The organism is Xanthomonas sp. D-109 (assembly GCF_017746095.1).
Lineage (GTDB): Bacteria > Pseudomonadota > Gammaproteobacteria > Xanthomonadales > Xanthomonadaceae > Xanthomonas_A > Xanthomonas_A sacchari.
In genome coordinates, this window is sequence record NZ_JAGHWV010000010.1 from 45,116 (window position 1) to 68,390 (window position 23,275).

Annotated in this window: 20 protein-coding genes; 8 read left to right on the forward strand and 12 right to left on the reverse strand. The window is 70.6% G+C overall.

Annotated features, from left to right (window positions below; all coding sequences use genetic code 11):
* Positions 1 to 244 precede the first annotated feature (244 nt).
* Genes J7357_RS10790 through J7357_RS10800 form a run of 3 tightly spaced genes read left to right on the forward strand, consistent with a single transcriptional unit; the run spans position 245 to position 4,284 of the window.
* The gene (locus tag J7357_RS10790; RefSeq protein ID WP_209246353.1) at positions 245 to 1,078 is read left to right on the forward strand and encodes a 2Fe-2S iron-sulfur cluster-binding protein; all 834 of its coding nucleotides are present in this window, start codon (positions 245 to 247) and stop codon (positions 1,076 to 1,078) included.
* On the forward strand, positions 1,065 to 2,066 hold the full coding sequence (locus J7357_RS10795; protein ID WP_209246355.1) for a xanthine dehydrogenase family protein subunit M: 1,002 nt from the start codon (positions 1,065 to 1,067) through the stop codon (positions 2,064 to 2,066). Before J7357_RS10790 ends, J7357_RS10795 begins: the two co-directional genes overlap by 14 nt.
* Before the next feature lie 22 nt (positions 2,067 to 2,088).
* Positions 2,089 to 4,284, forward strand: coding sequence for a xanthine dehydrogenase family protein molybdopterin-binding subunit (locus J7357_RS10800; protein ID WP_209246357.1), 2,196 nt, complete (start codon positions 2,089 to 2,091; stop codon positions 4,282 to 4,284).
* Positions 4,285 to 4,440: 156 nt separating this feature from the next.
* Here the strand turns inward: J7357_RS10800 and J7357_RS10805 are convergent, their stop codons facing one another.
* From J7357_RS10805 to J7357_RS10815, 3 genes are all read right to left on the reverse strand, one after another.
* The gene (locus J7357_RS10805; RefSeq protein ID WP_209246359.1) at positions 4,441 to 5,046 is read right to left on the reverse strand and encodes a nucleotidyltransferase family protein; all 606 of its coding nucleotides are present in this window, start codon (positions 5,044 to 5,046) and stop codon (positions 4,441 to 4,443) included.
* A complete protein-coding gene (locus tag J7357_RS10810) occupies positions 5,046 to 6,098 on the reverse strand; it encodes an XdhC/CoxI family protein (RefSeq protein ID WP_209246361.1) in 1,053 nt (350 codons plus the stop codon). The genes J7357_RS10805 and J7357_RS10810 overlap by 1 nt, the downstream gene beginning before the upstream one ends.
* Before the next feature lie 198 nt (positions 6,099 to 6,296).
* The gene (locus tag J7357_RS10815; protein WP_209246363.1) at positions 6,297 to 7,445 is read right to left on the reverse strand and encodes a crosslink repair DNA glycosylase YcaQ family protein; all 1,149 of its coding nucleotides are present in this window, start codon (positions 7,443 to 7,445) and stop codon (positions 6,297 to 6,299) included.
* A gap of 206 nt (positions 7,446 to 7,651) precedes the next feature.
* Between J7357_RS10815 and J7357_RS10820 the strand changes: the two genes are divergently transcribed.
* From J7357_RS10820 to J7357_RS10835, 4 genes are all read left to right on the forward strand, one after another.
* Entirely contained in the window at positions 7,652 to 8,533 is an 882-nt protein-coding gene (locus J7357_RS10820; RefSeq protein ID WP_209246365.1) for a DUF2306 domain-containing protein, read from the forward strand.
* A 46-nt stretch (positions 8,534 to 8,579) separates the two neighbouring features.
* Positions 8,580 to 9,659: a histidine kinase gene (locus J7357_RS10825; RefSeq protein WP_244667436.1), complete on the forward strand. Its 1,080-nt coding sequence runs from the start codon at positions 8,580 to 8,582 to the stop codon at positions 9,657 to 9,659.
* Positions 9,656 to 10,435, forward strand: coding sequence for a LytTR family DNA-binding domain-containing protein (locus tag J7357_RS10830; RefSeq protein WP_209246367.1), 780 nt, complete (start codon positions 9,656 to 9,658; stop codon positions 10,433 to 10,435). Before J7357_RS10825 ends, J7357_RS10830 begins: the two co-directional genes overlap by 4 nt.
* A 219-nt stretch (positions 10,436 to 10,654) precedes the next feature.
* The gene (locus tag J7357_RS10835; RefSeq protein WP_209246369.1) at positions 10,655 to 11,959 is read left to right on the forward strand and encodes a sugar MFS transporter; all 1,305 of its coding nucleotides are present in this window, start codon (positions 10,655 to 10,657) and stop codon (positions 11,957 to 11,959) included.
* 217 nt (positions 11,960 to 12,176) lie between these two features.
* Here J7357_RS10835 and J7357_RS10840 read toward each other — a convergent pair whose 3' ends face one another.
* From J7357_RS10840 to J7357_RS10880, 9 genes are all read right to left on the reverse strand, one after another.
* Positions 12,177 to 12,665, reverse strand: coding sequence for a transcriptional repressor (locus J7357_RS10840; RefSeq protein ID WP_010343476.1), 489 nt, complete (start codon positions 12,663 to 12,665; stop codon positions 12,177 to 12,179).
* Between the two features lie 16 nt (positions 12,666 to 12,681).
* Positions 12,682 to 14,088: a glutamate--tRNA ligase gene (gltX, locus tag J7357_RS10845; protein WP_209246371.1), complete on the reverse strand. Its 1,407-nt coding sequence runs from the start codon at positions 14,086 to 14,088 to the stop codon at positions 12,682 to 12,684.
* A gap of 165 nt (positions 14,089 to 14,253) precedes the next feature.
* Positions 14,254 to 15,138 carry a carbon-nitrogen hydrolase family protein gene (locus J7357_RS10850; protein WP_209246373.1) on the reverse strand — a complete coding sequence of 295 codons (885 nt, stop codon included), beginning with the start codon at positions 15,136 to 15,138 and terminating at the stop codon, positions 14,254 to 14,256.
* Positions 15,135 to 15,740, reverse strand: a complete 606-nt coding sequence (locus J7357_RS10855) for a GNAT family N-acetyltransferase (protein WP_209246375.1) — start codon at positions 15,738 to 15,740, stop codon at positions 15,135 to 15,137. Before J7357_RS10855 ends, J7357_RS10850 begins: the two co-directional genes overlap by 4 nt.
* Before the next feature lie 288 nt (positions 15,741 to 16,028).
* Entirely contained in the window at positions 16,029 to 16,457 is a 429-nt protein-coding gene (locus J7357_RS10860) for a hypothetical protein (RefSeq protein ID WP_209246377.1), read from the reverse strand.
* A gap of 22 nt (positions 16,458 to 16,479) precedes the next feature.
* Positions 16,480 to 17,799: a cell envelope integrity protein CreD gene (gene creD / locus J7357_RS10865; RefSeq protein WP_041500348.1), complete on the reverse strand. Its 1,320-nt coding sequence runs from the start codon at positions 17,797 to 17,799 to the stop codon at positions 16,480 to 16,482.
* A 220-nt stretch (positions 17,800 to 18,019) separates the two neighbouring features.
* Positions 18,020 to 19,462, reverse strand: coding sequence for a two-component system sensor histidine kinase CreC (gene creC / locus J7357_RS10870; protein ID WP_209246379.1), 1,443 nt, complete (start codon positions 19,460 to 19,462; stop codon positions 18,020 to 18,022).
* Between the two features lies 1 nt (position 19,463).
* On the reverse strand, positions 19,464 to 20,174 hold the full coding sequence (gene creB, locus J7357_RS10875) for a two-component system response regulator CreB (RefSeq protein WP_209246381.1): 711 nt from the start codon (positions 20,172 to 20,174) through the stop codon (positions 19,464 to 19,466).
* A 57-nt stretch (positions 20,175 to 20,231) separates the two neighbouring features.
* Positions 20,232 to 22,169, reverse strand: coding sequence for a GGDEF domain-containing protein (locus tag J7357_RS10880; protein ID WP_209246382.1), 1,938 nt, complete (start codon positions 22,167 to 22,169; stop codon positions 20,232 to 20,234).
* Between the two features lie 240 nt (positions 22,170 to 22,409).
* On the opposite strand from J7357_RS10880, the gene rlmJ reads away from it, so the two are divergent.
* A complete protein-coding gene (gene rlmJ / locus J7357_RS10885; protein WP_209246385.1) occupies positions 22,410 to 23,267 on the forward strand; it encodes a 23S rRNA (adenine(2030)-N(6))-methyltransferase RlmJ in 858 nt (285 codons plus the stop codon).
* Positions 23,268 to 23,275: the final 8 nt, after the last annotated feature.

The following is a 23,275-nucleotide window of genomic DNA, read 5'->3' on the forward strand; positions in this document are numbered from 1 at the left end:
CATCTGCAGGAGCGCATACACGCGCATCCCGATCCGGCACGGCCACCCGTCCGTATCACTGCCCCGACACCCTCCCTTCGCGTTCTCTTCGCAATCCCTTCGCGGTCCCGCCGCGATGCTCGCGCTCGGGTGCCGATGCGTGCCCGTACGTCGGCGTCGCGATCGCGGCGCCGCTACCCAGGTCGATTCGCTCCATGCTGCGCCACGGCGCGCGCGGTGGCGGTCCCCCAGGCAGGAGAGACCGATGCAGCATGACCCTCACCGTTCCGAGGCCGCGTCCGGCGCTGCCGACAGCGCGCGCGACACCCCATTGAGCGAGGACGAGGCCGCGCTGGCGCGCCGGCTCGGTATCAACGGCCTCTCGCGCCGCGAATTCCTCGCCCTGCTCTCGGCCGCCGGCCTCAGCAGCGCGGGTGGGCAGATCCTCTTCAGCGAGGCCGCGTTCGCCGCACCCGCCGCCAAGGCCGCGCCGCCGCAGAACGCGTTGCCGGTCGTCCTCGAGGTCAATGGCCAGCGTCACGCGCTGCAGCTGGATCCACGGACCACGTTGCTGGATGCGCTGCGCGAACACCTGGCGCTGACAGGCACCAAGAAGGGCTGCGACCACGGCCAGTGCGGTGCCTGCACGGTGATCGTCGACGGCGAGCGCCGGCTGTCCTGCCTGACCCTGGCGGCACAGGCCGAAGACACGCAGATCACCACCATCGAGGGCCTGGCCGACGGCGAGCGACTGCATCCCATGCAGGCCGCGTTCGTGCAGCACGACGGGTTCCAGTGCGGCTACTGCACCCCTGGGCAGATCTGCTCGGCGGTGGCGCTGTTGAACGAGATCAAGCGCGGCGATGCCAGCCACGTCAGCACCGACGTCAGCCGGCCGGTCACCGAACTCAGCGACGCCGAGGTGCGCGAGCGCATGAGCGGCAATATCTGCCGCTGCGGCGCCTACCCGAAGATCGTCGCCGCCATCCAGGACGTGCACAGCGGCGGTGCGCCGCGGCCGCTGACCTGGCGCTATGTCGACCAGTCCGAACTGACCGCCCTGAAGATGGCGAAGGAGGTGGCCGATGACGCCGTTTAAGTACCAGCGCGCCACCTCGCCGGAGGACGCGGTGCGCCGCGTCGCCGCCAACCCGAACGCACGCTTCCTCGGCGGCGGCACCAACCTGCTCGACCTGATGAAGGAAGGGGTGACCGGTGCCGACGAAATCGTCGACCTGACCCGGCTCAAGGGCCTGGCCGAGATCGCCGAAACCGCCGACGGCGGCCTGCGCCTGGGCGCGCTCGCCAACAACACGCAGACCGCCAACCATCCCTTGGTGCGCCAACGCTATCCGCTGCTGAGCCAGGCGATCCTGGCCGGGGCCACGATGCAGCTGCGCAACATGGCCAGCAACGGCGGCAACCTGCTGCAGCGCACGCGCTGCGGCTACTTCTACGACACCGCCCTGCCCTGCAACAAGCGCGAACCCGGCAGCGGTTGCGGCGCCCGCGAGGGGCTCAACCGCACCCACGCGATCTTCGGCCACAGCGCGCACTGCGTGGCGGTGCACCCGTCGGACATGTGCGTGGCGCTGGCCGCGCTGGACGCAACGGTGCAGGTGCGCACGCCGGCCGGCACCCAGCGCGAGATCCCGTTCGCCGAATTCCACCTGCTGCCGGAGACGCGCGCCGATGTCGACAACCAGCTCGCGCACGGCGAACTGATCGAGTCGATCACCCTGCCGGCGCCGGGGTTCGCCGCGCACAGCCACTACCTGAAGGTGCGCGACCGGGCCAGCTACGCGTTCGCCCTGATCTCGGTGGCCGCGGCGCTGGCGCTGGAACCGGACGGGCGCATCCGCGAAGCGCGCATCGCCATGGGCGGGGTGGCGCACAAACCCTGGCGCGCGCGCGCCGCCGAACGTGCACTGGTCGGACGACCTATCGGTGAGGCTGCCTTCGCCGCCGCCGCGCAGGCCGAGATGGCCGCGGCACGGCCGCTGGCGCACAACGCCTACAAGATCCCGATGGGCACGCACGCGATGATCCGCGCCCTGCACCGCGCCAGCGGCAGCGATGCCGCGTGAGCAGCCAACCGGAGAACCGGCAATGAATTACATCGGCAAGGAAATGCGCCGCGTCGACGGCTTCGCCAAGGTCACCGGCAAAGCGCGCTATGCGGCGGAATTCCAGATCCCGCACCTGGTCCACGGCTACATCCTCACCAGCACCATCGCCAAGGGCCGCATCGTGCGCCTCGACACCCGCGCCGCCGAGGCCGCGCCGGGCGTGATCAAGGTGCTGACCCACCTCAATGCGATCAAGCCGGTCTCCGACGCGGTCAAGAAGAAGGGCGAAGACCTGTCGTTCCGCGCCCTGGTCGACGACCGCATCCACTTCAATGCGCAACCGATCGCGGTGGTGGTGGCCAGCACCTTCGAGCAGGCGCGGCATGCGTCGCGGCTGATCCAGGTGGAGTACGCCACCGAGACCGCGCACACCGATTTCGACGCATTGCTCGGCCAGGCGCACGATCCGACCCCGGAAGAGTCGCCGAAGCCGCGCGGCAACCCGGCCGCCGCGTTCGCCGCCGCGGCGGTGAAGCTGGAAGCCGCGTACACGATGCCGGTGGAGCACCACAACCCGATGGAGCCGCACGGCGGCATCGGCTACTGGATCGGCGACACCCTGACCGTGGTCAACAAGAGCCAGAACGTCTACCAGGACCGCGAACAGCTGGCCGGCTACTTCGGCATTCCGGTGGACAAGGTCAACGTGGTCTCGCTGTTCGTCGGCGGCGCGTTCGGCTCCTGCCTGCGCCCGAACTACTACACCTTCCTGCTCGGCGCGGTGTCCAAGGCGGTCGGCCTGCCGGTGAAGATCGTCTACACGCGGCGGCAGATGTTCAGCGGCCATGGCTACCGCCCCTACTACCGCGTGGAACTGGGCCTGGGCGCCGACACCGCCGGCACGCTGCAGGCGATCCGCTATCGGCACGTGCTCAACACCTCGCGCATCGAGGCGTTCAACGAGGCGATCTTCCGCAATGCGCGCTCGCTGTACGCCTGCCCCAACGTGGAGGACCGCTTCGAGGTGGTGGAGACCGACCTGCCGACACCGCAGGCGATGCGCGCGCCCGGCACCATCAGCCAGATGTTCGGCATCGAGTGCGCGATGGACGAACTGGCCTATGCGCTGAAGATGGACCCGCTGCAACTGCGCCTGGCCAACTACGCCGAGACCGACCCGGAAACCGGCAAGCCGTTTTCGAGCAAGGCGCTGCGCGAGTGCTACGCGCTCGCCGCCGAGACCTTCGGCTGGAGCAAGCGCACGCCCGAGCCGCGCTCCATGCGCGATGGCCGTCTGCTGGTCGGCTGGGGCATGGCCACCGGCACCTGGGCGTCGATGCAGATGCCGGCGCTGGCACGGGTGGTGCTGAAGGCCGACGGCAGCGCCCGGGTCGGCAGCGCTACGTCCGACATCGGTCCCGGCACCTACACGGTGATGACCCTGATCGCCGCCGAATATCTGGGCATCGACGCCAAGCGCGTGCAGTTCGAACTCGGCGACACGCGCCTGCCGAAGGCGCCGGCGCAGGGCGGCTCGTGGACCACCGCCAGCGTCGGCAGCGCGATCCACGGCGCGGCGCGCGAGATCCGCGGCAAGCTGCTGGAACTGGCCAGGCAGGATGGGCAGGCGGCATTCAGTGGGCTGGACGTGGATGCGGTGGAACTGGTCGATGGCCAGCTGCGCCCGACCGGCAAGCCCGAGGCCGGCCTGGAGGTCGCCAAGTTGATGCGCCAGCACGGCCTGCAGGAACTGGAGGTAGTGCACGAATCCAAGCCCTCGGCCGAGCGCAAGCAGTACGCCACCGCCGCGCACGGCGCGCAGTTCATCGAGGTCAAGGTCGATCCGGACACGGGTATGGTGCAGGTGACGCGGGTCATCGAAGCCACCGCCTGCGGCAAGATCATGAACCCGCTGACCTCGCACAGCCAGGAAATCGGCGGCGTGGTGATGGGCATCGGCATGGCGCTCAGCGAAGGCACCGAGATCGACCACCGCTACGGACGCATGCTCAACGCCTCGCTGGCCGATTATCACGTGCCGGTCAACGCCGACGTGCACGAGATCCAGACCATGTTCGTCGAAGAGAACGACACCATCGTCAACCCGCTCGGGGTCAAGGGCATGGGCGAGCTGGGCATGGTCGGCATTCCCGCGGCCATCGCCAATGCCGTATTCCACGCCACCGGCAAGCGCATCCGCGACCTGCCGATCACCCCGGACAAGTTGATCGGCTGAGTGCGATCGCCGCGTGCTGCGCCGCGTTTTTGCGCGCAGCTTGTTCTCGCAGGAGCGGCTTCAGCCGCGACAGGCGTGACCGGGAATGCCTGTAGCGGCTGAAGCCGCTCCTACAGGGGGGCGTCGGTCACCGCAACACCGCGCCCGACGCAACCGCTACGGATCCAGCCACCCCTTCGCCACCGCCGCCTGCACGTCCTCCGGCGTGTCCAGGTCCAGCGCCAATGCCGGCGCGACGATGCAACCGAGGCTGTCCGGTGCCAGCGTCGCGAACAGCGCGCGCAAGCCCTGGTCGCCGCCCAACGGCAGCGTGCGCCAGCGCTGTTGCGCCACCACCGCCGGCATCCCGCGCACGCCGGCGTAGGCGCTGACCGCACAACCGGACGCGGCCCGCGCGGCCGCTGCCAACAGATCCTGCAGATGCACCGCTGTCAACGCCGGTTGGTCGCAGCCGAGCACCAGGCTGCGGGCGATCGTGGCATCGTCGCGTACCGCCGCGCGCAGGCAGTCGAGGCTGCCGCCCATGCCGGTGGACCACTCTGGATTGCACACGCATTCCACCGGAAGCTCCTCCAGCAGCGGGCGCAGCGCCTCGGCCTGCGCGCCCAGCACCACCACGCAGCGCGCCGGCGCCGTGGACAGCGCCAGACGCACGACCCGACGCAGCAGCGGTTCGCCGTCGCTGGTCAGCGTTTGCTTGGCGCGGCCCAGGCGACGGCTGCCGCCGGCGGCCAGGATCAACGCCGCGTGCGCCTGCGTCATCAGCCGCTGCCTTCGGCCAGCAATGGCCGCACCACCGCCACTGCATCGCGCGGCGATCGCCGCGACCTGTCGCCTGTCTGTGCGACCGCGCTCAAACGTGGCGGCGCCGCCCGGCTGGCCTGCAATTGCGCGGCGATGCTCAACGCGATCGCCTCCGCACCGTTGCCTCCCAGGCGCAGCCCGATCGGCGAATGCAGCCGCGGCGAGAGCTGCGCACGTTGCGTCGGGCTCAGCAGGCGGAACAGGTCCTCGCGTCGCCGCACCGGTCCCAGCAGGCCAAGGAACGGGATGGCGCTGCCGGCCAGCGCATCCAGCGCTTCACGGTCCAGTTCGAAATGGTGGTGCATCACCAGCGCCGCATCGCTGTCGGCGCAGTCGACCAGTCCGCGCGTCGGCGTGCACGCGAGCGCGCGGTCGGCCAGCGCCGCCAGTGCGGCCCAGCGCGGCCGCTGCTCGACCAGGGTGGTCATCCAGCCCAACTGCCGCAGCAAGGGCAGCAGCACGGCGGTTTCCGGGCCGGCGCCGAAGACGCTGACCCGCGGCGGCGGCGGCACGTGCACCTCGCCAAAGCGCGGCGACGGCGCCGACACCATGCGCCACGGCAGGCGCCAGCGCGACATCTGCCCGGCCACACTGGCGACAAAATCGCCATCGGCCTCCAGCGCCAGGGTCAAGCCACCGCGCCCCTGCAGCCAGGCCTGGGCCAGCGCGTCGAAACCGGGCAAGGCGTGCAACGGCAACAAGGCCAGGTGCAAGCGCCCCCGGCAACCGGCTGCCGAGCCGGACAGCAGGTCTTCGTCCTCGCGCGTATCGATCTCCATCCACGCCGGCGTAGCGGCGTCGGCGGCCTCGGCGGCGCAGCGCGCGATCTCCGGCTCCAGGCAACCGCCGCTCAGCCAGCCCTGCTGCGCACCCTCGGCGCCGAACAAGGCCATCGCGCCGGCATGCGCGTAGGTGGAGCCTTCGCGGGCCATCGCCACGGCCAACACCGCGGGTGTACCGCGGCGGCAGGCGTCGAGCGCATCGTGCAGACAGTGGCGGGCAGCGGACATGCGTCGGCCAGGCAAAGGGGGAACCCGGAGCCTAAGCGGCTGCCTGTGGTCGCGAGGTGACCCCACGGCTGTCAGCGGCGGCGGCAGCGCAAGGAAATCGGGGATGCCCGCCACAATGCCTGCAACCAACGCTGTGTGGCGGATGCAGGGGCCGCCAGCGCTCGCCGCCAGCAGCGACACGTCCGCGGCGACGGCCCGCTACGCCAGATGGAAGCGCTCGAAGCGCTGCAAGGCCGCGTCGATCGTCGTCTGCAGCGCCGCGCGACGCGGCACCAGCCAGGTCCATTGCTGGATCAGCAGGCGGCCAGCGCGACGGTCCATCTTCAGATCGAGTGCGGCGACGATGCGGTCGCCGATCAGCACCGGCAACGCGAAGTAGCCCAGCACCCGCTGCGGCGCCGGCACATAGGCCTCGAAGCGGTGGGTATAGTCGAAGAACTGCTGCAGCCGCTTGCGCTGGATCACCAGCGGATCGAACGGCGACAGCAGCAGCGCCCGCGTCGGATCCGGCGGCGGCGGTGTACTGTCCAGCAGCTCCGGCTCGGCCCACAGAGCCACGCCTTCCTGGCCCTGCAGATGCACCGGGATCAGGCGCTTGCGCGCCACTTCCGCGGCGATCAACGCTCGCACCGCCGGCTTGGCGGCGGTCTCGCCATAGCAGATCGACTCCACGCCGACGATGCCCTGCGCGCGCAACGCACGCTGCAGCAGGTAGCGTGCGTACTGCGCGCCGCTGACCGCACGTGGTCGCTGCCGCCAGCCGAAATGCCGCGCCGCCAGCTCGTAGGTCTTGAGCATGCCGCTGCGCTGGCTGATCACCAGGTCGCCACTGAAGAAACCGTACTGCAACGCGGCCCGCGAGGGCTTGCGGCTGCCCCACGGGTGGGTCTTCTCGACCAGCACGTCGTCGTCGATGTCGCGGATCGACAACGGCCCCTCGTTGCGAATGCGCCGCAACAGCCGCGCATAGTCCTGCGCATCCACCGCGCCCCTGGCGTCGGCCTGTGCACGTCGGCGCGCCATCTGCGCCACGTACATGCGGTAGTCGGCGACCGGCACGTAGGCCAAGGCATGGGTCCAGTACTCGAACAGCGACTTGTCCTGCGACTGCGCCTGTTCCAGATCCCGTTCGCGGTACTCGGGAATGCGCGTATACAGCACGTGGTGATGGCTGCGCGCGATCACGTGGATGGTGTCGATCTGCACATAGCCCAGGTGCGCGGTCGCCTGCCGCACGGCCTCGGCGCCACTGCCGAACGGCGCCGGCGTGGTCAGGCGCTGCGCATGCAGCCATAGCGCACGCGCCCGGCCGGGCGCGATCGGGACGGAAGCGACGGGAGTGCGCATCGGAACGACCTTCCTGGCAATGCGGTAGCGCCCATGAGGATAGCAACCCGGATTGCGCAATGCGGACCGCGCTGCATCCGTCGCGGTGCGTTTCGTCGGCACATGCCGCACTTCGTCCGCCGCGGCCGCCACCGGTCCGATCACGCAGGCGCGGCAGCGCCGCACTGTCGACACTGCGTGTCACCGCCACCGCTGCGCACGCCGCCATGCCCTCGATCGTCTCCACCCCGCACCACCCCGCTCCCGCCGCGCCGCACCTGGCGGGGCCGGCGCAACCGCACGCCGGGCAAGGCTGGGCGACACGCCTGCTGCGTGGTGCCGCGGCGCTGTGGATGAGCATCGCCATCGGCGGTCAGCTCGCCTTCGCCGCCTATGTCGTCGGCTTCTACGGACGCACCGCGCTGGCCGGCACCCCCGAGCGCTGGAACCAGGTGATGGCGCGCGGCCATGTCGCCGGCGACACCGTGTTCAATGCGGTACTGGCGCTGCACCTGGGCCTGGCCGTGGCGATCGTGCTCGGCGGCGCAGCGCAGTTGCTGCCGGCGTTGCGGCGCAGGCGTCCGGCCCTGCATCGCTGGAACGGACGCATCTACCTGGTCTGCGCCGTGGTGCTCAGCCTGGGCGGACTGGCGATGATCTGGATCCGCGGCGGCGTCGCTGGCGACCTGGGGCAGCATCTGGGCACCAGCGCCAATGCGTTGCTGATCCTGCTGTGCGTGGCCATGGCCTGGCGCCACGCCCGCCGCGGCCAGTGGCCGGCGCATCGGCGCTGGGCGCTGCGCCTGTTCCTGGCCGTCAGCGGCGTGTGGTTCTTCCGGATCGGGCTGATGGGCTGGCTGGCCCTCAACCAGGCACCGGTCGGTTTCGATCCGGACCGTTTCGTCGGCCCGACGCTGACCGCCCTGGCGTTCGCGCAGACCTTGCTGCCGCTGGCGGTGCTGGAACTGTATCTGCGCGCACTCGACGGCCGCCGCAGCGGACCGCAGTGGTTGGCGACGGCGATACTCGCCGCCATGAGCGCGGCCACCCTGGTCGGCACCCTCGCCGCGGTGGCGGGAATGTGGTGGCCGGTGCTGCGGCACGCCTGAGCGCAGCTACCGCGGCGAACGCCCGCGCTCCGGTATGCTCGCGGCCATGTCGCCTCCGTCCCCGCTCTCCGCACCGCCGCGCATGCCTGCGCTGCTGACCTGGGCGCGCATCGTGCCGGTGTTCCTGGTCTCCGGCACGCTCGGCCTGCTGATGAGCCTGAGTTGGGACAGTCCCCTGCCGGTCCTGGTCCGCAGCCTCATGCTGGGCGCCGCCGCGCTGGGCGCCTACACGCTGTTGGAGCGCCGGCCGCAACGGCTGCCGCGCTGGCTGGCGCGCTGGGCGCTGCAGGTGGCCGGCGTCGCACTGGCGATCCCGACGACGACCCTGCTGATCTACCTGGGCTCCACCCACGCCGGTGCGCCGCCGTTCTGGCAGGACCCGGATCGGCTGTCCGGCTTCGCCACGCTGACCATCGTCGGCGTGCTGATCGCGCCATGGATGGCGCTGGCCGCCCTGGTGCGGCAGAAGGATGCGTTGGCCCGGCACCAGGCATTGGCGTTCGCGTTGGAACGCAGCGAACTGGAGCGCGAGGCGCTCGACGCGCGCCTGCAGCTGTTGCAACGCCAGGTCGCCCCGCATTTTCTGTTCAATACCCTGGCCAACGTGCAGGCGCTGATCGATGTCGGGTCGCCGCGGGCCGCAGACCTGATGCGCAGCCTGACCGCCTACCTGCACGCCGCGGTGCCGCGCATGCACGAGGCCACCAGCACGGTGGGCGACGAGCTGGCGCTGGCGCGCGCCTACCTGGAACTGATGCACATGCGCATGCCCGACCGGCTGCACTACGCGATCGACGCCGAGGACGCCGTGCAGGCAGTGCGCTGCCCGACCCTCGCCGTGCTGACCCTGGTCGAGAACGCGGTCAAGCACGGCATCGATCCGTCCGAGGAAGGCGGCAGCATCGCCATTCACGCCTGGCGCAGCGGCGAGCGCTGCCATCTGCGTGTGGAAGACAGCGGCGCCGGCGAGGGCGACGGCCGCGGCGGGCTGGGCACCGGCCTGCGCACCTTGCGCGACCGCCTCGCGCTCGGCTTCGGCGATACGGCGCAGTTGCAGTTGCGTCCGCGCCTGCCGCACGGCACCTGCGCCGATCTCAGCCTGCCGATGACGGTACCGCCCCGATGATCCCGCCCACCGCGCTGATCGCCGACGACGAACCGCTGCTGCGCGAGGCCCTGCGGTGTCAGCTGGCGCGTCTGTGGCCCGAGTTGCGGATCGTCGCCGAGGCGCGCAACGGCCGCGAGGCGGTGCGCCTGTTCGAGGACCATGCGCCGCAGATCTGCCTGCTCGACATCCAGATGCCAGGCCTGTCCGGCGTGCAGGCCGCGCAGCAGATCGGCCGCCGCGCGCATCTGGTGTTCGTCACCGCCTACACCGACCATGCGGTGCAAGCGTTTGCCGAAGGCGCGCTCGACTACCTGGTCAAGCCGGTGCAGGACGCGCGCCTGGCCGATACCGTCGCGCGGCTGCAACAGCGCCTGCAGGCGGCGCAACCGGCGGCCGACCTCGGCGAGCAACTGTTGCGCCTGGCGCAGCGGCTGCGCCCACCCGAGCGCCCCGCCCCACTGCGCTGGCTGCAGGCACAGAGCGGCAGCAGCGTGCGCCTGATCGCCGTGGAGGCCATCGACTACCTGCGCTCGGACAGCAAGTACACCAGCGTGGCCTGGCGCGATCCGGACGGACAGGCGTGCACCTCGATCGTGTCCACGCCGCTCAGGGACCTGGCCGCGCAACTGGATCCAGACGACTTCCAGCAGGTGCACCGCTCGGTGGTGGTCAATCGCCGCGCGATCCTGCACGTGGTGCGTGGCGACAACGAGACCGCACAGATCCACCTGCGCGGCCGCGCGGAGACGCTGCCGGTCAGCCGCAGCTACCTGCCGCTGTTCCGGGCGATGTAGGGGCGTCCGCGACCTCGCGCATGCGACCGACAACGCATGCGGATTGCACATCGCCGGTCACTGCAGCGCAGCATTGCAATATGCGTATGTTCGCCGCGATTTAAGTCATTGGTCGACTGCGGCGGCGGCCACCTATCCTCGCCCTGCGCCGGCGCCCACCGGTGACATGACGGCAGATGCGCTGCCGAAGACATCGCAACCGCACAGAGGAACCCGAGCATGGCAGGACCGATGGGGCCGACGGCTCCGCTCTCACCTTCCGCCCAGTGTACAGGGCATGCGCCGTCCTACCGCACCGCGCTGTCGTTGCTGGCCTCGCTGTTCTTCATGTGGGGCTTCATCACCGTCATCAACAACACGCTGCTGCCGCATCTGCGCAGCGTGTTCGAGCTGAGCTACGCCCAGGCCACGCTGATCGAATCGGTGTGGTTCATCGCCTACTTCTTCGCCTCGCTGCCGTCGGCAAAGCTGATCGAACGCATCGGCTACCAACGCGCGCTGGTGATCGGACTGTGCATCATGGCGCTCGGCGCGCTGGGCATGATCGCCGCTGCGCGCCTGGTCTCCTATGGCATTACCCTCGGCGCGTTGTTCGTGATCGCCAGCGGCATCACCTTGCTGCAGGTCGCTGCCAATCCCTACGTCGCGGTGATCGGCAGCGCGGACACCGCCTCGGCGCGGCTCAACCTGGTGCAGGCGTTCAACTCGGTCGGCACCACGCTGGCGCCGCTGTTCGGCGGTTACCTGATCCTCGGCCGCTCGGCCTCGGGCACCGCCAAGGGCGATGCGGTGCTGACCCAGGCCGAACGTCTTGCCGACGCGCAGTCGGTGCAGCTGCCCTATCTCATAGTCGCCGTGGCGCTGGTGGTGCTGGCCGTGGTCATCGCCCGCTTCAAGCTGCCCGCGCTCGGCCAGTCCACCCAACGCGCCACCGGCGAGCAGCGCGCCAGCCATTCGCTGTGGCGGCATCGCAACCTGGTGCTCGGCATCCCGGCGATCTTCATCTACCTGATAGCCGAGATCGGCGTGTCCAACCTGTTCATCAACTTCGTGTCGCAGCCGCACATCGGCAACCTCACCCACGAACAGGCGTCGCACTATCTGTTCCTGTTGTGGGGCGGAATGATGGTGGGCCGCTTCGCCGGCAGCGCGCTGATGCGCATGATCCGGCCGGAAACCGTGCTTGCATTGTTCTCGGTCGGCGCATTCGCGGTGATGCTGCTGACCGTGTTCAGTACCGGTCACGTCGCGATGTGGTCGCTGATCGCGGTGGGCCTGTTCCACTCGATCATGTTCCCGACCATCTTCACCCTCGGCATCAAGGGCCTGGGCCCGCTCACCGAAGAAGGCTCCGGCCTGCTGATCATGGCCATCGCTGGCGGCGCGCTGGTGCTGATGCAGGGATGGTTGGCCGATCACGTCGGCCTGCAGCGGGCGTTCCTGCTCACCGCGATTTGCGAACTGTACGTGCTGTTCTATGCGCTATGGGGCGCGAAGACGCCGTCGCCACACGCAAGCGCCTAAGACGCGCGCTCAGGACCAGGCGCGGCAGCGCTGTCCGCTCCGTCAGACCGACCCGCGTCGGCGGGACGAAGGGCCCAAGACCAACCGGAACAGCGCCGCAGGCGAAACATCTCCATCCGCAGACGCTGCCGGTCGAACAGACGCGTGAGGACAGTCGTTCGTCGCCTTCATCCGTCCTGCAGGCATCGGCAATGCGCCTCGTCGATGTCGACAGGGCTCAACCCGCGCACTTCGCGCACAGGCCGTGCACTTCCAGGGTCTGCGCCTGTGGCTGGAAGCCCAGCGCCTTGGCGCGCTGCTCCAGTTGCGCGACCACGTCGCGGTCTTCCAGTTCCACCGCGCTGTGGCAGCGGTCGCAGATCAGGAACGGCACCGAGTGCTGGGCGCTGCTCGGGTGGTGGCAGGCGACGAAGGCGTTGACCGATTCCAGCTTGTGCACGAAGCCGTTGGCCATCAGGAAATCCAGCGCGCGGTACACGGTGGGCGGCGCGTCGGCGCCCACGCCCTTGCCTTCGCGCACCCATTCCAGCAGGTCGTAGGCCTTCACCGGGCGCCCGGCCTCGGCGATCAGCCGCAGCACGTTGGCGCGGATCGGGGTCAGGCGCAGACCGCGCTCGCGGCTCACCCGCTCCACCACCTTGACGAAGTCGGCAGCGTCGTGGACGTGGTGGTGCGGCTCGGTGCAGGCGGTCTTCTTGCTGGACATGGCGGTCTCCCGGGAATCAGCTTCCCGCTGGGATCTTGATGAGCGCGGCATCGATGCGTTTCAAGGCCTCTTCACGACCGGCCAGGTAGACGGTCTGCGAGATGTCCGGGCTGACCTGGGTGCCAGTGATGGCCACGCGCAGCGGCTGCGCCACCTTGCCCATGCCGATCTCCAGGGCGGCGGCAGTGTCGTGCAGCGCGGCGGCGACGCCGTCCAGGCTCCACTGCGGCAGCGCGGCCAGCAGTTCGCGGGCCTTGCCCAGCGCCAGTTCGGCGCCCGGCTTGAAGTGCTTGGCCACCGCCGCGTCGTCGTAGCTGGTCAGCGGGCGATACCAGACTTCGGCCTTCTCGGCCATTTCCTTCAGGGTCTGCACGCGCTCGCGCAGCGCCACCACCACCTCGGCCGCGGCCGGGCCGGTGGCCGGGTCGATGCCGAGCTTGCGCAACTGGAACTCCAGCTGCGGCGCGATCGTCGCCGGGTCGTCGCTCTTGAGGTAGTGCTGGTTGACCCAGCCCAGCTTGGCCATGTCCAGGCGCGCGGCCTTGGAATTGACGTCCTTGACGTCGAACAGGTCGATCAGCTCCTGGCGCCCGAACAGTTCCTGGTCGCCGTGCGACCAGCCCAGCCGCGCCAGGTAGTTGATCAGCGCGTGCGGCAGATAGCCGGCATCCTTGTACTGCATCACGTCGGCGGCGCCGGTGCGCTTGGACAGCTTGGCGCCCTGCTCGTCGAGGATCATCGGCATGTGCGCGAACTTCGGCACCGGCGCGCCCAGCGCTTGGTAGATGTTGATCTGCCGCGGGGTGTTGTTGATGTGGTCGTCGCCGCGGATCACCTCGGTGATGCCCATGTCCCAGTCGTCCACCACCACCGCGAAGTTGTAGGTGGGGTAGCCGTCGGGACGGAAGATCACCATGTCGTCCAGTTCGCTGTTGGCGATCTCGATGCGGCCCTTGATCAGGTCGTCGAACGCCACCACGCCCTCGGTCGGGTTCTTGAAGCGGATCACCCGGTTGGGATCGTCGCGGTGCGGCAGGTTCAGTTCGCGCGCGGCGCCGTTGTAGCGCGGCTTTTCCTGCCGCGCCATCGCCGCTTCGCGCATGGCGTCCAGTTCCTCGCGGGTCTCGTAGGCGTAATAGGCCTTGCCCTGCGCCAGCAACTGCTCGGCGACCTCGCGATACCGGTCCAGGCGCCGGGTCTGGTAGATCGGGCCCTCGTCGTAGTCCAGGCCCAGCCATTCCATCGCTTCCAGGATCGCATCGATCGCCGCCTGGGTGCTGCGCTCGCGGTCGGTGTCCTCGATCCGCAGCACGAATTCGCCGCCACGGTGGCGCGCCTCCAGCCAGCAATACAGCGCGGTGCGCGCGCCGCCGATGTGCAGATAACCGGTGGGACTGGGGGCAAAACGGGTGCGGCAGGCCATGGAACGCTCGAAACGACGGGAATCGGGCGATTTTACCCTGCCGAGCAGGCGGCTGCCGGCGCGCGGGATTCGGGATTGGGGATTCGGGATTGGTACGAGCAGCATTTTCCCCAGGGACAGGACCTGCCACGCCAGGGCGGACCGCTGACGGCGCGAAATCCCGCTCTACGCGAACCCACTCAGTTCCGCGCGCACCACGGCGGGCGCCAGTTGCCCGCGCCAGTCGCGATCGTTGGCCACCTGGGCGCTGGCGCGGCTGGCCTCGAACGCGGCGAAATCCAGTTCGGCGATCGCCCAGACCTGCTCGCCGCGGGTCTGCGCGACGATGCCGTCGGCGGGGAAGCCGGCGTCCATCGGCGCGTACAGCGTGGCCTCGCCGGTGTTCACGTCCAGCGCCGGGCTCCACTCGGCGACGCCGGCGGTCACCGACTGGGCCACGAAGATGCGGTTTTCCAGCGCCCGCGCCAGGCAGCCCACGCGCACGCGGGTGGCGCCGGCCTCGGTGTCGGTGCAACTGGGCACCACCAGCAGGCGCGCCCCGGCCTCGTACTGGGCGCGCACCGGCAGCGGGAACTCGCTGTCGTAGCAGACCGCCACGCCGGCGCGAACGCCTTCGGCCTCGAACACCTTCAGCGCCTGGCCGCCGTCGATCAGGCCGGTGGCCTTCTCGAAGCCGGTCAGCTGCAGCTTGTCCTGCCAGCCGTGGCCGCCGTCCGGGGTGAACCAGTACGCGCGATTGCGGTAGCGCCCCTGGCCGTCGTCGAGCAGGAAGCTGCCGGCGACCACGTGCAGGCGATGGCGCCGTGCCAGGTCGGCGAACAAGGCCAGGTACGGCGCATGCAGCGCCTGGATCGCCGCCAGCGAGGCCGGCAGCCGCGCCGACACGGCGGCGCCGAAAGTCGCGGCCAGTTCCAGCGACAGGTACTCGGGCAGCACCGCCAATTGCGCGCCGGCCTGCGCGGCCTCGCCCAGCAGCGCGGCCTGCTTGTCGGCGAAGGCGGTGAAGTCGGCGGGCGCGCCGATCGGGTATTTGGCGACGGCGACTTTCATGCGGCAGGCTCCAGCGCGCGGGTCCAGAAACCCAGGGTATGCGGCGTTTCGCCGCGGCCGACCTCGTTCCACGGCAGGTGCATGCGCAACGCCGGTTGCGGCTGGTAGCCGCGCTTGCGCCAGAACGCGTCGTTGCCGCGGTAATCCGGCGGCCGCCGTGGATCGTCGGACGCCCGCTCCACCGAACAGAACGCGGTCAGGCGGAAGCGGCCGAGCGCGCGCGCATGCGCCTCGCGCTCGTCGAAGAAGGCATGGCCGACACCGCGGCCGCGGTACTGCGGCAACAACACCGACTCGCCGAAATAGAACACCCCGGCCGGGTCGATCTCGCTGCCGGCGAAGGCCGCAGCGAACGCCTCGGCATCGTCGAGCAACGGCAGCCCGGTGGAAGCGCCGACCACCTGGTCGCCGTCGCGTGCCAGCACGAACACGCTGTCCGGCGAGGCGGCGTAGGCGGCCAGGTAGTCGCGTTCGTAGCCCAAGTCGCCGTCGTAGAGGTACGGCCAGCCGCGGAACACCACGATGCGCAGCTGCGCGACCGCGTCCAGGAACGGCACGATCCCGGCGCCGCGCAGGCGCTGAATGGAGAGCGGAGAGTGCATCCGTGCACTCTACCGCAAGCGTTTCCCTGGCGCTGCCTGCCTGGCGGTGCCCTGGCGCGTGCGTCCTTGCCGCTTCCTTGCGGGGGCGTCCTGCCCGTCCTGTGATGCTTGCGCTTCCTTGCACTGCCTGGCGATGTCCTTGCGTGCACGTCCCTGCCGCATCCCTGCATGAGCGTCCTGCCCGTCCTGTGACCGGCGGTGGCGTCCTGCCACCGCCGGTGTTCCTGTCGTCGATGGCCGATGTCGATCCGGCCCCGCTGTAGCGGCGATCGGCACGGCCACCCGACCTCATCGCCACCAGCGGCACAGCAGCGCCGCCTGTGCCGGCAAGACCAGCAGGCGCGCGCGGCCTTGCGCCTCCCAGGTGACGAAACCCGCCGCCGACACGCCGCTGGCGTCCTCCGCGGCAGCCCGGGCCGGATCGCGGCGCACCGCGCGCCAGGGGCAGTAGCGCCACGGCGCGGCATCGCCCGGCAAGGCCGCACGCGCCTGCAGTGCGCTGGCCAGGAACGTCGCCGCGTCGCCGGCCAGGGCCGCGCGGCTGCGTTCGCTCAGGCGCAGCCACAGGGCGCCGCCGCGGTCGGCGGCGGTGACCAGTGCCGCCTGCGCGCTGCGCGCCAGCGTCGCCGGCAGGTTGCCGGGGTGCAGGCCATGGGTTTCCAGGGCGGCGGGCAGCAGCGCCTGCAGACGCCGATGCAGATGACGGTGCGCGACCATGTCCCGATCTCCTCGCGATGGCTCAGCGCAGCGACGCGCCGAGTTCGTACCAGTCGATCCGGCGGGTGATCCACATGATCGCGCCGAGGATGCCGAACAGCAGCAGCGAGCCCATCAGCAAGGCGTTGTCTTCCGAGGCCAGCAGGCCATACAGCGCGCCGTACAGCACGGTGAGCATGCTGGCGAAGCCGGCCGCGCGCAGGCGGCTGCGCAAGACCCCGGACAGGTAGAAGAACTGCAATCCGATACAGGCCACCGCCGAGACCAGATAGGCCTGCCAGAACGGGATGTGCTCGGACAGGCTGAGCAGCAGCAGGAAGAAGATCGCCAGCGCCAGGCCGACCAACAGGTACTGCAGCGGATGGATCGGCAGGCGCTTGATCAGTTCGAACAGGCCGAAGGCGACGAAGGTCAGCACCACGAACAGCAGGCCATATTTGCTGGCGCGCTCGGCCTGCGTATACACGTCCACCGGGTCGACCAGATCCACGCGCAGCGCATCCAGGTCCTCGCCCCCGGCGCTGACCTGCGCCTGTGCGCCGGTGGCCAGCGACGACAACGCCCAACTCGCCTGGAAGCCCTGCGCGCTGATGCGGCGCTCGTTGGGCAGGAAGCGCCCGCCGAACAGCGGATGCGGCCACGGCGAACTCAGCGCGATCTGGTTGTCGTCGCCCACCGGCACGATCGACAGCGCCTGGGTGCCGTCGAGCACGAACTCCATCTGCACGTCGTGCAGATCGGTCAGCCGACCCTGCTGCGGGTCGGGCAACGCCGGCAGCACGGCATGCACGCCCTTGGAGACGCCGGCCAGGCCCATCGATCCCGGCTGCAGCGGCAGCGCGCGGCCGTCGGCGCGCAGGTTGGGCGTACCGACCAGGCCGCGCACGTCCTGCAGGCCGATCGCCAGGTACGGCGTGCCGTAGCGACGACCGTCGGCAGCGGCGTAGTCGAGATCCTCGAATTCGGCCTTCAGCCGCGCATGCCAGCTGTACACCTGCACCTTGAACAGGCCGATATGGCGCTGCGAGGGCTTCAGTTCGCCCTCCACCTGCAGCCGCCGCGGCGCCTGCAGCACGTAGCCGGTCTCGGTCTCGCGCTTGGTCACGCGCTTGCCGTCGGCGTCGAGCACCGCGACGTCGCGCTCCTGGGTCCACGGGATCACCCGCAGCGGCCCAAGCAGGCGCTGCTCGCCGGCCTTGCTCTGCGACACCCGTTCGACCGCCTCGTCGCGGTAATGCTGGCGGTCCTGCACGGTGCCGCGAATCATCATCAGCGGGATCAGCAACAACAGGATCAATCCGCCGATGGTGGCGAATCGCAACAGCAGCTTCAGGGATTTCATGGCGGCCTCTCGGTTTGGGAGGGCGCCAGGATGCGACCGCTGCGTGGGCGCGGTTTGAGGCGAATTTGAAGTGGGTGTGAAGTGCGGGGAATGGGGAATGGGGATTGGAAAGCCGGCGTACTTGCGACGCGGTGTGCGCCCCACTGTGGGAGGGACTTCAGTCCCGACGCGGGAACGCCGGCAGGCCGCCTCGGCGCACCCGCGCGCGAATCGGCCCGGCTCAGGCCAGCGGCAACGCCAGGCAGGCCACCGCGCCACCGCCGTCGCGGTTGCGCAGGCTGGCGTCGCCGCCGTGCAGGCGCGCCACCTCGCGCACGAACGGCAGGCCGAGGCCGGAGCTGCGCTGGCCGGTCGCCGGACGCGCCAGCGAATAGAAGCGCTCGAACACCCGCTCCAGCGCGTAGTCGGGAACGCCCGGACCGGCGTCCTCCACCAACAGCAGCACGCGCGCATCGGCGCCGCGCTCGGCGCGTAGCACGATGCTCGCGCCCTCCGGCGAGAACGCGATGGCGTTGTCGAGCAGGTTGTGCAGCGCCTGCCGCAGCAGATAGGGATCGCCCGATACCACCAGGGTCGGATCCAGCGCCTGCACCTGCAGCTGCAGTCCGCGCGCCTGCAGTTGCGGCGCCAGCGCTTCGGCCAGGTCGGCGCACAGCGGCGCCAGCGCCACCGGTTCGCGGCGCTGCAGCCAGCCGTGCTGCTCGACCTCGGCCAGCGCCAGCAGCTTGTCGATGGTCTCGGTGAGGCGCTGCTGCTGCTCGGCGATGTTGCGCACGAAGCGCTGCCGTTCCGGCTCCGGCAGCGGCTCCTGCAGCAGCTCCGCGGCGCCGCGGATCGCCGCCAGCGGGCTCTTCATCTCATGGGTCAGCGACTGCACGTATTGCTCGACGTATTGCTTGCCCTCCAGCTTGCGGCGCATCGTCTCCAGCGCGCGGCCGAGATCGCCGATCTCGTCGCGGCGCGGCGGCGGCGGCGGCACCGGCGCACCGGCACTGACCGCCTGCGCATAGCGGTTGAGCCGGCCGATACCGCGCAGCAGGCCCCAGGTCATCAGGATCCCGATCAGCGCCGAGATGCCGATCAGCCAGGCGCCGCGCAACAGGATGCTGCGCTGGCTGGCGACGATGAACGGCTCGATGCTGCGGTTGGGCTGGGACAGGGTCAGCACGCCGATCAGCCGCTGCGGCTCGGCCGGGTCGTAGACCGGCGCGGCCACGTGCATCACCGTGTGGTTGGGGTCGCCGTCGGCCTCGGGACTGGAGCGGGCGCCGTACTCGCCGCGCAGGGTGCGGTACACGTCGTTCCAGCGCGAGTTGTCGCGGCCGATGTCCTGCCCCCGCGAATCGAACACCACCACGCCCGCCGCATCGGTGAGGGTGACGCGGTAGTCGACACTGTGCTTGGGGAAACGCCAGACCATCGCGCGCGGATCGCGCCGCTGCGCCGCGGCCAGGTCGCGGGCGAAGCGGCCGCTGGCGATGCGCCCGTCCTTCAGGTCCTGCGCGGCCATCTGCGCCAGCACGTTGGCCGCGTCCACCAGGGTCGATTCCATCGCCTGGCGCACGCCCGGCTTGACCTCGTTGACGAACACCCGCATCACGAAGAAGGCGGCCACGCCGACGATCAGGAAGAAGCCCAGGAACAGCTTCAGCCCCAGCCGCACCTCAGGCCTCCAGCGCGTAGCCGAGGCCGCGATGGGTGCGGATCGGGTCGTGGACGGCGCCGGCCGCGCGCAATTTGGCGCGCAGGGTCTTGATGTGGGTATCGACCGTGCGGTCCGTGCTGTCGGCGCTGCTGTCCCAGCCGCGGTCCATCAATTGCGCGCGGCTGAGGATGGCGCCGGGCCGCTGCAGCAGCGCCGCCAGCAGCGCGTACTCGTAGCGGGTCAGGTCCAGCACCACGCCTTGCCAGCGGATGCGGCGGCCGTCGCGGTCGATGGCGAAATCGCCGTGCTGCTGCCAGCCGGCGTCGGCATCGCCGACCACCACCGCCGGGCGCCGCAGCCGCGCCCGCACCCGTGCGACCAGTTCGCGCGGCGAGAACGGCTTGGCCATGTAGTCGTCGGCGCCCAGTTCCAGGCCGAGCACACGGTCGATCTCCTCGTTGCGCGCGGTCAGGAACAGCACCGGCACCTGGCTGAAGCCGCGCAGCGTGCGGCACACCTCGAACCCGCTCAGGTCCGGCAGGCCCACGTCCAGCACCAACACGTCGATGCCGCCCTCGCGCAGCTGCGCCAGCGCCTCGCGGCCGAGCTGGCAATGCCGCACCGCGTAGCCCTCGCTGCGCAGCGCGTACAGCACCGTGTCGGCGATGGCGGATTCGTCCTCGACCACGAGGACACAGGCGGCGGCAGGCGTGGACATGGCGCGCAGCATAGCCGCCGCGCGGGCGCCGCGGCAGCCTGTGTGGCGTGCGGCGCGTACAGGCCGGCGTCAGCGATCGCTGCCGCGCACGTTGGCCGCGCCCGGCGGCGCCGCCAGTTCCACCCGGTTGCGGCCACCGTGCTTGGCCCGGTACAGCGCCGCATCGGCGCGCGCCAGCAGCGCCTGGCTGCTCTCGCCTGCGCCGGCCTCGGCGACGCCGATGCTGACGGTCAGGCGCAGGCCCGGCACGATCGCGTCGAACGCCTGCCGTTCCAGCACCTCGCGCAGTTGTCCGGCCAGTTGGCTTGCCTCGGCGCAGGCCGCACCGGGCAGCAACGCCAGGAACTCCTCGCCGCCGGTGCGGCCGAAGCTGTCGCTCCTGCGCAGGCGCTGGCGCAGGGTCGTGGCGACCAGCCGCAGCACCTGGTCGCCCGCGGCGTGGCCGTGCTCGTCGTTGATCCGCTTGAAGTGGTCCACGTCCAGCGCCAGCACCGACAGGGGCATGCGCCCGCCGCGCGGCAGCGCCGCCAGCGCGGTGTCGAGTTCGGCCAGGACCTGGCGCCGCGAGGCGACGCCGGTGAGGCTGTCGATGCGCACTTCGCGGCGGGCGCCGCGCAGGCGCCCGAGGGTCAGGAACAGCACGCCGCCCAGCACCGCCAGCAAAAGCAGCGCCGCGCCCAGCAACGCGCGCCGCAGAGTTGCCTCGCGCTCCATCGCCTGCAGCCGGTTGCGCTGGGTTTCGGCCTTCTGCGCCAGTTGCAGCGCCGCCAGGTCGCGCTCGCGGCTTTCCGACTCGGCGATCAGGAACTGCGATTGCTCGCGCTGCATGCGCGTGTCCAGTTCCTGCTGCACGCGCATCTGCGCCTCGCGCGCATCCAGCGCCTGGCGCCAGGCGCCCAGCGCGCGCAAGGCGGTGGCCTTGAGGTCGAGCACGTCGCTGAGGCTGCGCAGGTCGCCGTTGGCGCGGTAGCCCTGCTCGGCCCGCTCGACCAGCGCCAGTGCGGCCCGCGCATCGCCGCTGCGTTCGGCGATCAGCGCGTCCACGTAGTCGCGCCGCGCGCGCATCAGCCGCGTGGCGCCCATCGCGACCAGTTGCGCCTCGGCCTGCTGCCGCTGCGCGCGTGCCTGCGGCAGGTGGCCCAGCAGCGCGTTGACCCGGGCCGCGCGCAGCAGCAACGACGCCTGCGAGCCTTCCTGCGGATGCCGGCCATGCAGTTCCGCCGCGCGCAGATAGGCGGCCAGCGCCGCCGGCAGGTCGCCACGCTGCTCGGCGACAGCGCCTTCGCGCTCCACCGCCAGCGCCTGCATGTAGCCGCCATCGCCCTGCCTGGCCCGCTGCAGGACCTCTGCGACGACCTGCTGCGACAGGTCCGGCAGGCCCATGTCCAGGTAGGCGTCGGCGATGCCGATCAGGGTCAGCAGCGCCACCCAGCCGCCCTCGCGCCGCGCGTCGAGCGCGCGCAGTTCCTGCAAGGTGCGCAGCGACTGCGCGTAGTGGCCGGCGTCGCGCTCGGCGAAGGCACGCATGCGCAGGGCCGCCGCGCGCAGGCGCGGGAACCGGTGCGCATCGGTCAGCGCCAGGATCGTGGTGGTCGGCCGCAGATAGGCCGGGCGCTGGCCGTCGTTGTACAGCGCATAGGTTTCGCACAGCAGGTACTCCAGCCGGACCTGCACATGGGTGCGCGCGATCGCGCCGCGCGCGCCGCGCCGCGCCTGCTCCACCGCCGCGGCCGGACCCTGCGGAAAATGCTGGCAGTCGAAGGCGTCCAGGCGCGCGCGCCGCACCGGGTCGCCGGCAGGCAGCAGCGCCTGCAGCCGCGCATGCGCGACGCGGTAGGCCTGCTCGTCGGCGGCCATGTCCTTGCCGTGCGCACCGACATCCTCGATCAGCGCATCGAACGCCGCAGCCTGTGCCGCGCGGGGGCTGGATGGCTCGGCACGGGCGGTGCCGAATGCGGCGAACGGCAGTGCCAGTGCAAGAACACCGAGCAACAGGGAAGAAGGCATCGACATGCAGACCGTGGCACTCGCCGACCGCCCGTCTGGCATCGGCACTGCGCACCCGAACGCTGCGACGACGCCTGCGCCCGGGTGCACAGGCCCAATCGTCCACGCCATCCGGCCCCAGGTCCGGAAAGCGCCGCGGCCGCGAGCGGCCGCCCGCCTAGTGTACCGCGGCTGCGGAGACGCCCTGCCGGCATCGCGGCAGGCGTGGCCGGCCGACGTGGCGCCCCGTACACTGCGCGGATGAATTACCGCCACGCCTTCCACGCCGGCAACCATGCCGACGTCCTCAAGCACATCGTGCTGCTGGCGCTGCTCGATGCGTTCAAGCGCAAGGACAGCCCGTTCTTCGTGCTCGATACCCACGCCGGGCGCGGCCGCTACCTGTTTGCGGCCAGCGAGGCGCGCAAGACCGGCGAGGCGGTCGCCGGCGTGCTGCGGCTGATGGGCCAGCCGACCCTGCCGGAGGTGGTGGAGCGCTATCTGCGCGCGGTACAGGCCGACAATCCGGTCGGCGCCCTGGTCGCCTATCCCGGCTCGCCGCTGCTGGTGGCACAGGCGCTGCGCACGCAGGACCGGCTGGCCGCCTGCGAACTGCAGCCCGAGGAAGCCGCCGAACTCAAGGCGTTGTTCGCCCACGACCGCCGCGTGCAGGTGCACGCCGGCGACGGCTATGCGGCAATCAAGGCGTTCCTGCCGCCGAAGTCCGGGGCCAACCGGATCGGCCGTGGGCTGGTGCTGATCGATCCGCCCTACGAGGCGCAGGACGCCGAGTACCCGCTGATCGTGGCCGCGCTGCGCGAGACCCTGAGCCGCTGGCCGCAGGCGGTGTGCGCGGTGTGGTATCCGATCAAGCAGCGCCGCAGCCTGCAGCCGTTCTTCCGCAAGGCCGCGGCGTTGCCGGTGGCCTCGGCGCTGGTCGCCGAACTGCAGGTGCGTCCGGACGATTCGCCGCTGCGGCTCAACGGCAGCGGCATGCTGCTGCTCAATCCGCCCTGGCAGTTCGAGCAGGCGCTGGCGCAGGCGCTGCCGCCGCTGAAGGCGCACCTGGGCGAGGCCGGCGCCAGCACGCGCCTGGAGTGGCTCAAGCGCGAGGCGTGAGGTGCCGG

What these genes read in the sequence shown, in the direction of transcription:
- J7357_RS10835 (WP_209246369.1), top strand. Translation starts at nt 10,655, where the DNA reads ATGGCAGGACCGATGGGGCCGACGGCTCCGCTCTCACCTTCCGCCCAG.
- J7357_RS10790 (WP_209246353.1), top strand. Translation starts at nt 245, where the DNA reads ATGCAGCATGACCCTCACCGTTCCGAGGCCGCGTCCGGCGCTGCCGAC.
- creD (WP_041500348.1), bottom strand. Translation starts at nt 17,799, where the DNA reads ATGAAATCCCTGAAGCTGCTGTTGCGATTCGCCACCATCGGCGGATTG.
- J7357_RS10810 (WP_209246361.1), bottom strand. Translation starts at nt 6,098, where the DNA reads ATGTCCGCTGCCCGCCACTGTCTGCACGATGCGCTCGACGCCTGCCGC.
- J7357_RS10795 (WP_209246355.1), top strand. Translation starts at nt 1,065, where the DNA reads ATGACGCCGTTTAAGTACCAGCGCGCCACCTCGCCGGAGGACGCGGTG.
- J7357_RS10850 (WP_209246373.1), bottom strand. Translation starts at nt 15,138, where the DNA reads ATGAAAGTCGCCGTCGCCAAATACCCGATCGGCGCGCCCGCCGACTTC.
- J7357_RS10860 (WP_209246377.1), bottom strand. Translation starts at nt 16,457, where the DNA reads ATGGTCGCGCACCGTCATCTGCATCGGCGTCTGCAGGCGCTGCTGCCC.
- J7357_RS10825 (WP_244667436.1), top strand. Translation starts at nt 8,580, where the DNA reads ATGTCGCCTCCGTCCCCGCTCTCCGCACCGCCGCGCATGCCTGCGCTG.
- J7357_RS10880 (WP_209246382.1), bottom strand. Translation starts at nt 22,169, where the DNA reads ATGCCTTCTTCCCTGTTGCTCGGTGTTCTTGCACTGGCACTGCCGTTC.
- J7357_RS10830 (WP_209246367.1), top strand. Translation starts at nt 9,656, where the DNA reads ATGATCCCGCCCACCGCGCTGATCGCCGACGACGAACCGCTGCTGCGC.
- creB (WP_209246381.1), bottom strand. Translation starts at nt 20,174, where the DNA reads ATGCTGCGCGCCATGTCCACGCCTGCCGCCGCCTGTGTCCTCGTGGTC.
- J7357_RS10800 (WP_209246357.1), top strand. Translation starts at nt 2,089, where the DNA reads ATGAATTACATCGGCAAGGAAATGCGCCGCGTCGACGGCTTCGCCAAG.
- J7357_RS10855 (WP_209246375.1), bottom strand. Translation starts at nt 15,740, where the DNA reads ATGCACTCTCCGCTCTCCATTCAGCGCCTGCGCGGCGCCGGGATCGTG.
- J7357_RS10815 (WP_209246363.1), bottom strand. Translation starts at nt 7,445, where the DNA reads ATGCGCACTCCCGTCGCTTCCGTCCCGATCGCGCCCGGCCGGGCGCGT.
- J7357_RS10840 (WP_010343476.1), bottom strand. Translation starts at nt 12,665, where the DNA reads ATGTCCAGCAAGAAGACCGCCTGCACCGAGCCGCACCACCACGTCCAC.
- J7357_RS10820 (WP_209246365.1), top strand. Translation starts at nt 7,652, where the DNA reads ATGCCCTCGATCGTCTCCACCCCGCACCACCCCGCTCCCGCCGCGCCG.
- rlmJ (WP_209246385.1), top strand. Translation starts at nt 22,410, where the DNA reads ATGAATTACCGCCACGCCTTCCACGCCGGCAACCATGCCGACGTCCTC.
- J7357_RS10805 (WP_209246359.1), bottom strand. Translation starts at nt 5,046, where the DNA reads ATGACGCAGGCGCACGCGGCGTTGATCCTGGCCGCCGGCGGCAGCCGT.
- gltX (WP_209246371.1), bottom strand. Translation starts at nt 14,088, where the DNA reads ATGGCCTGCCGCACCCGTTTTGCCCCCAGTCCCACCGGTTATCTGCAC.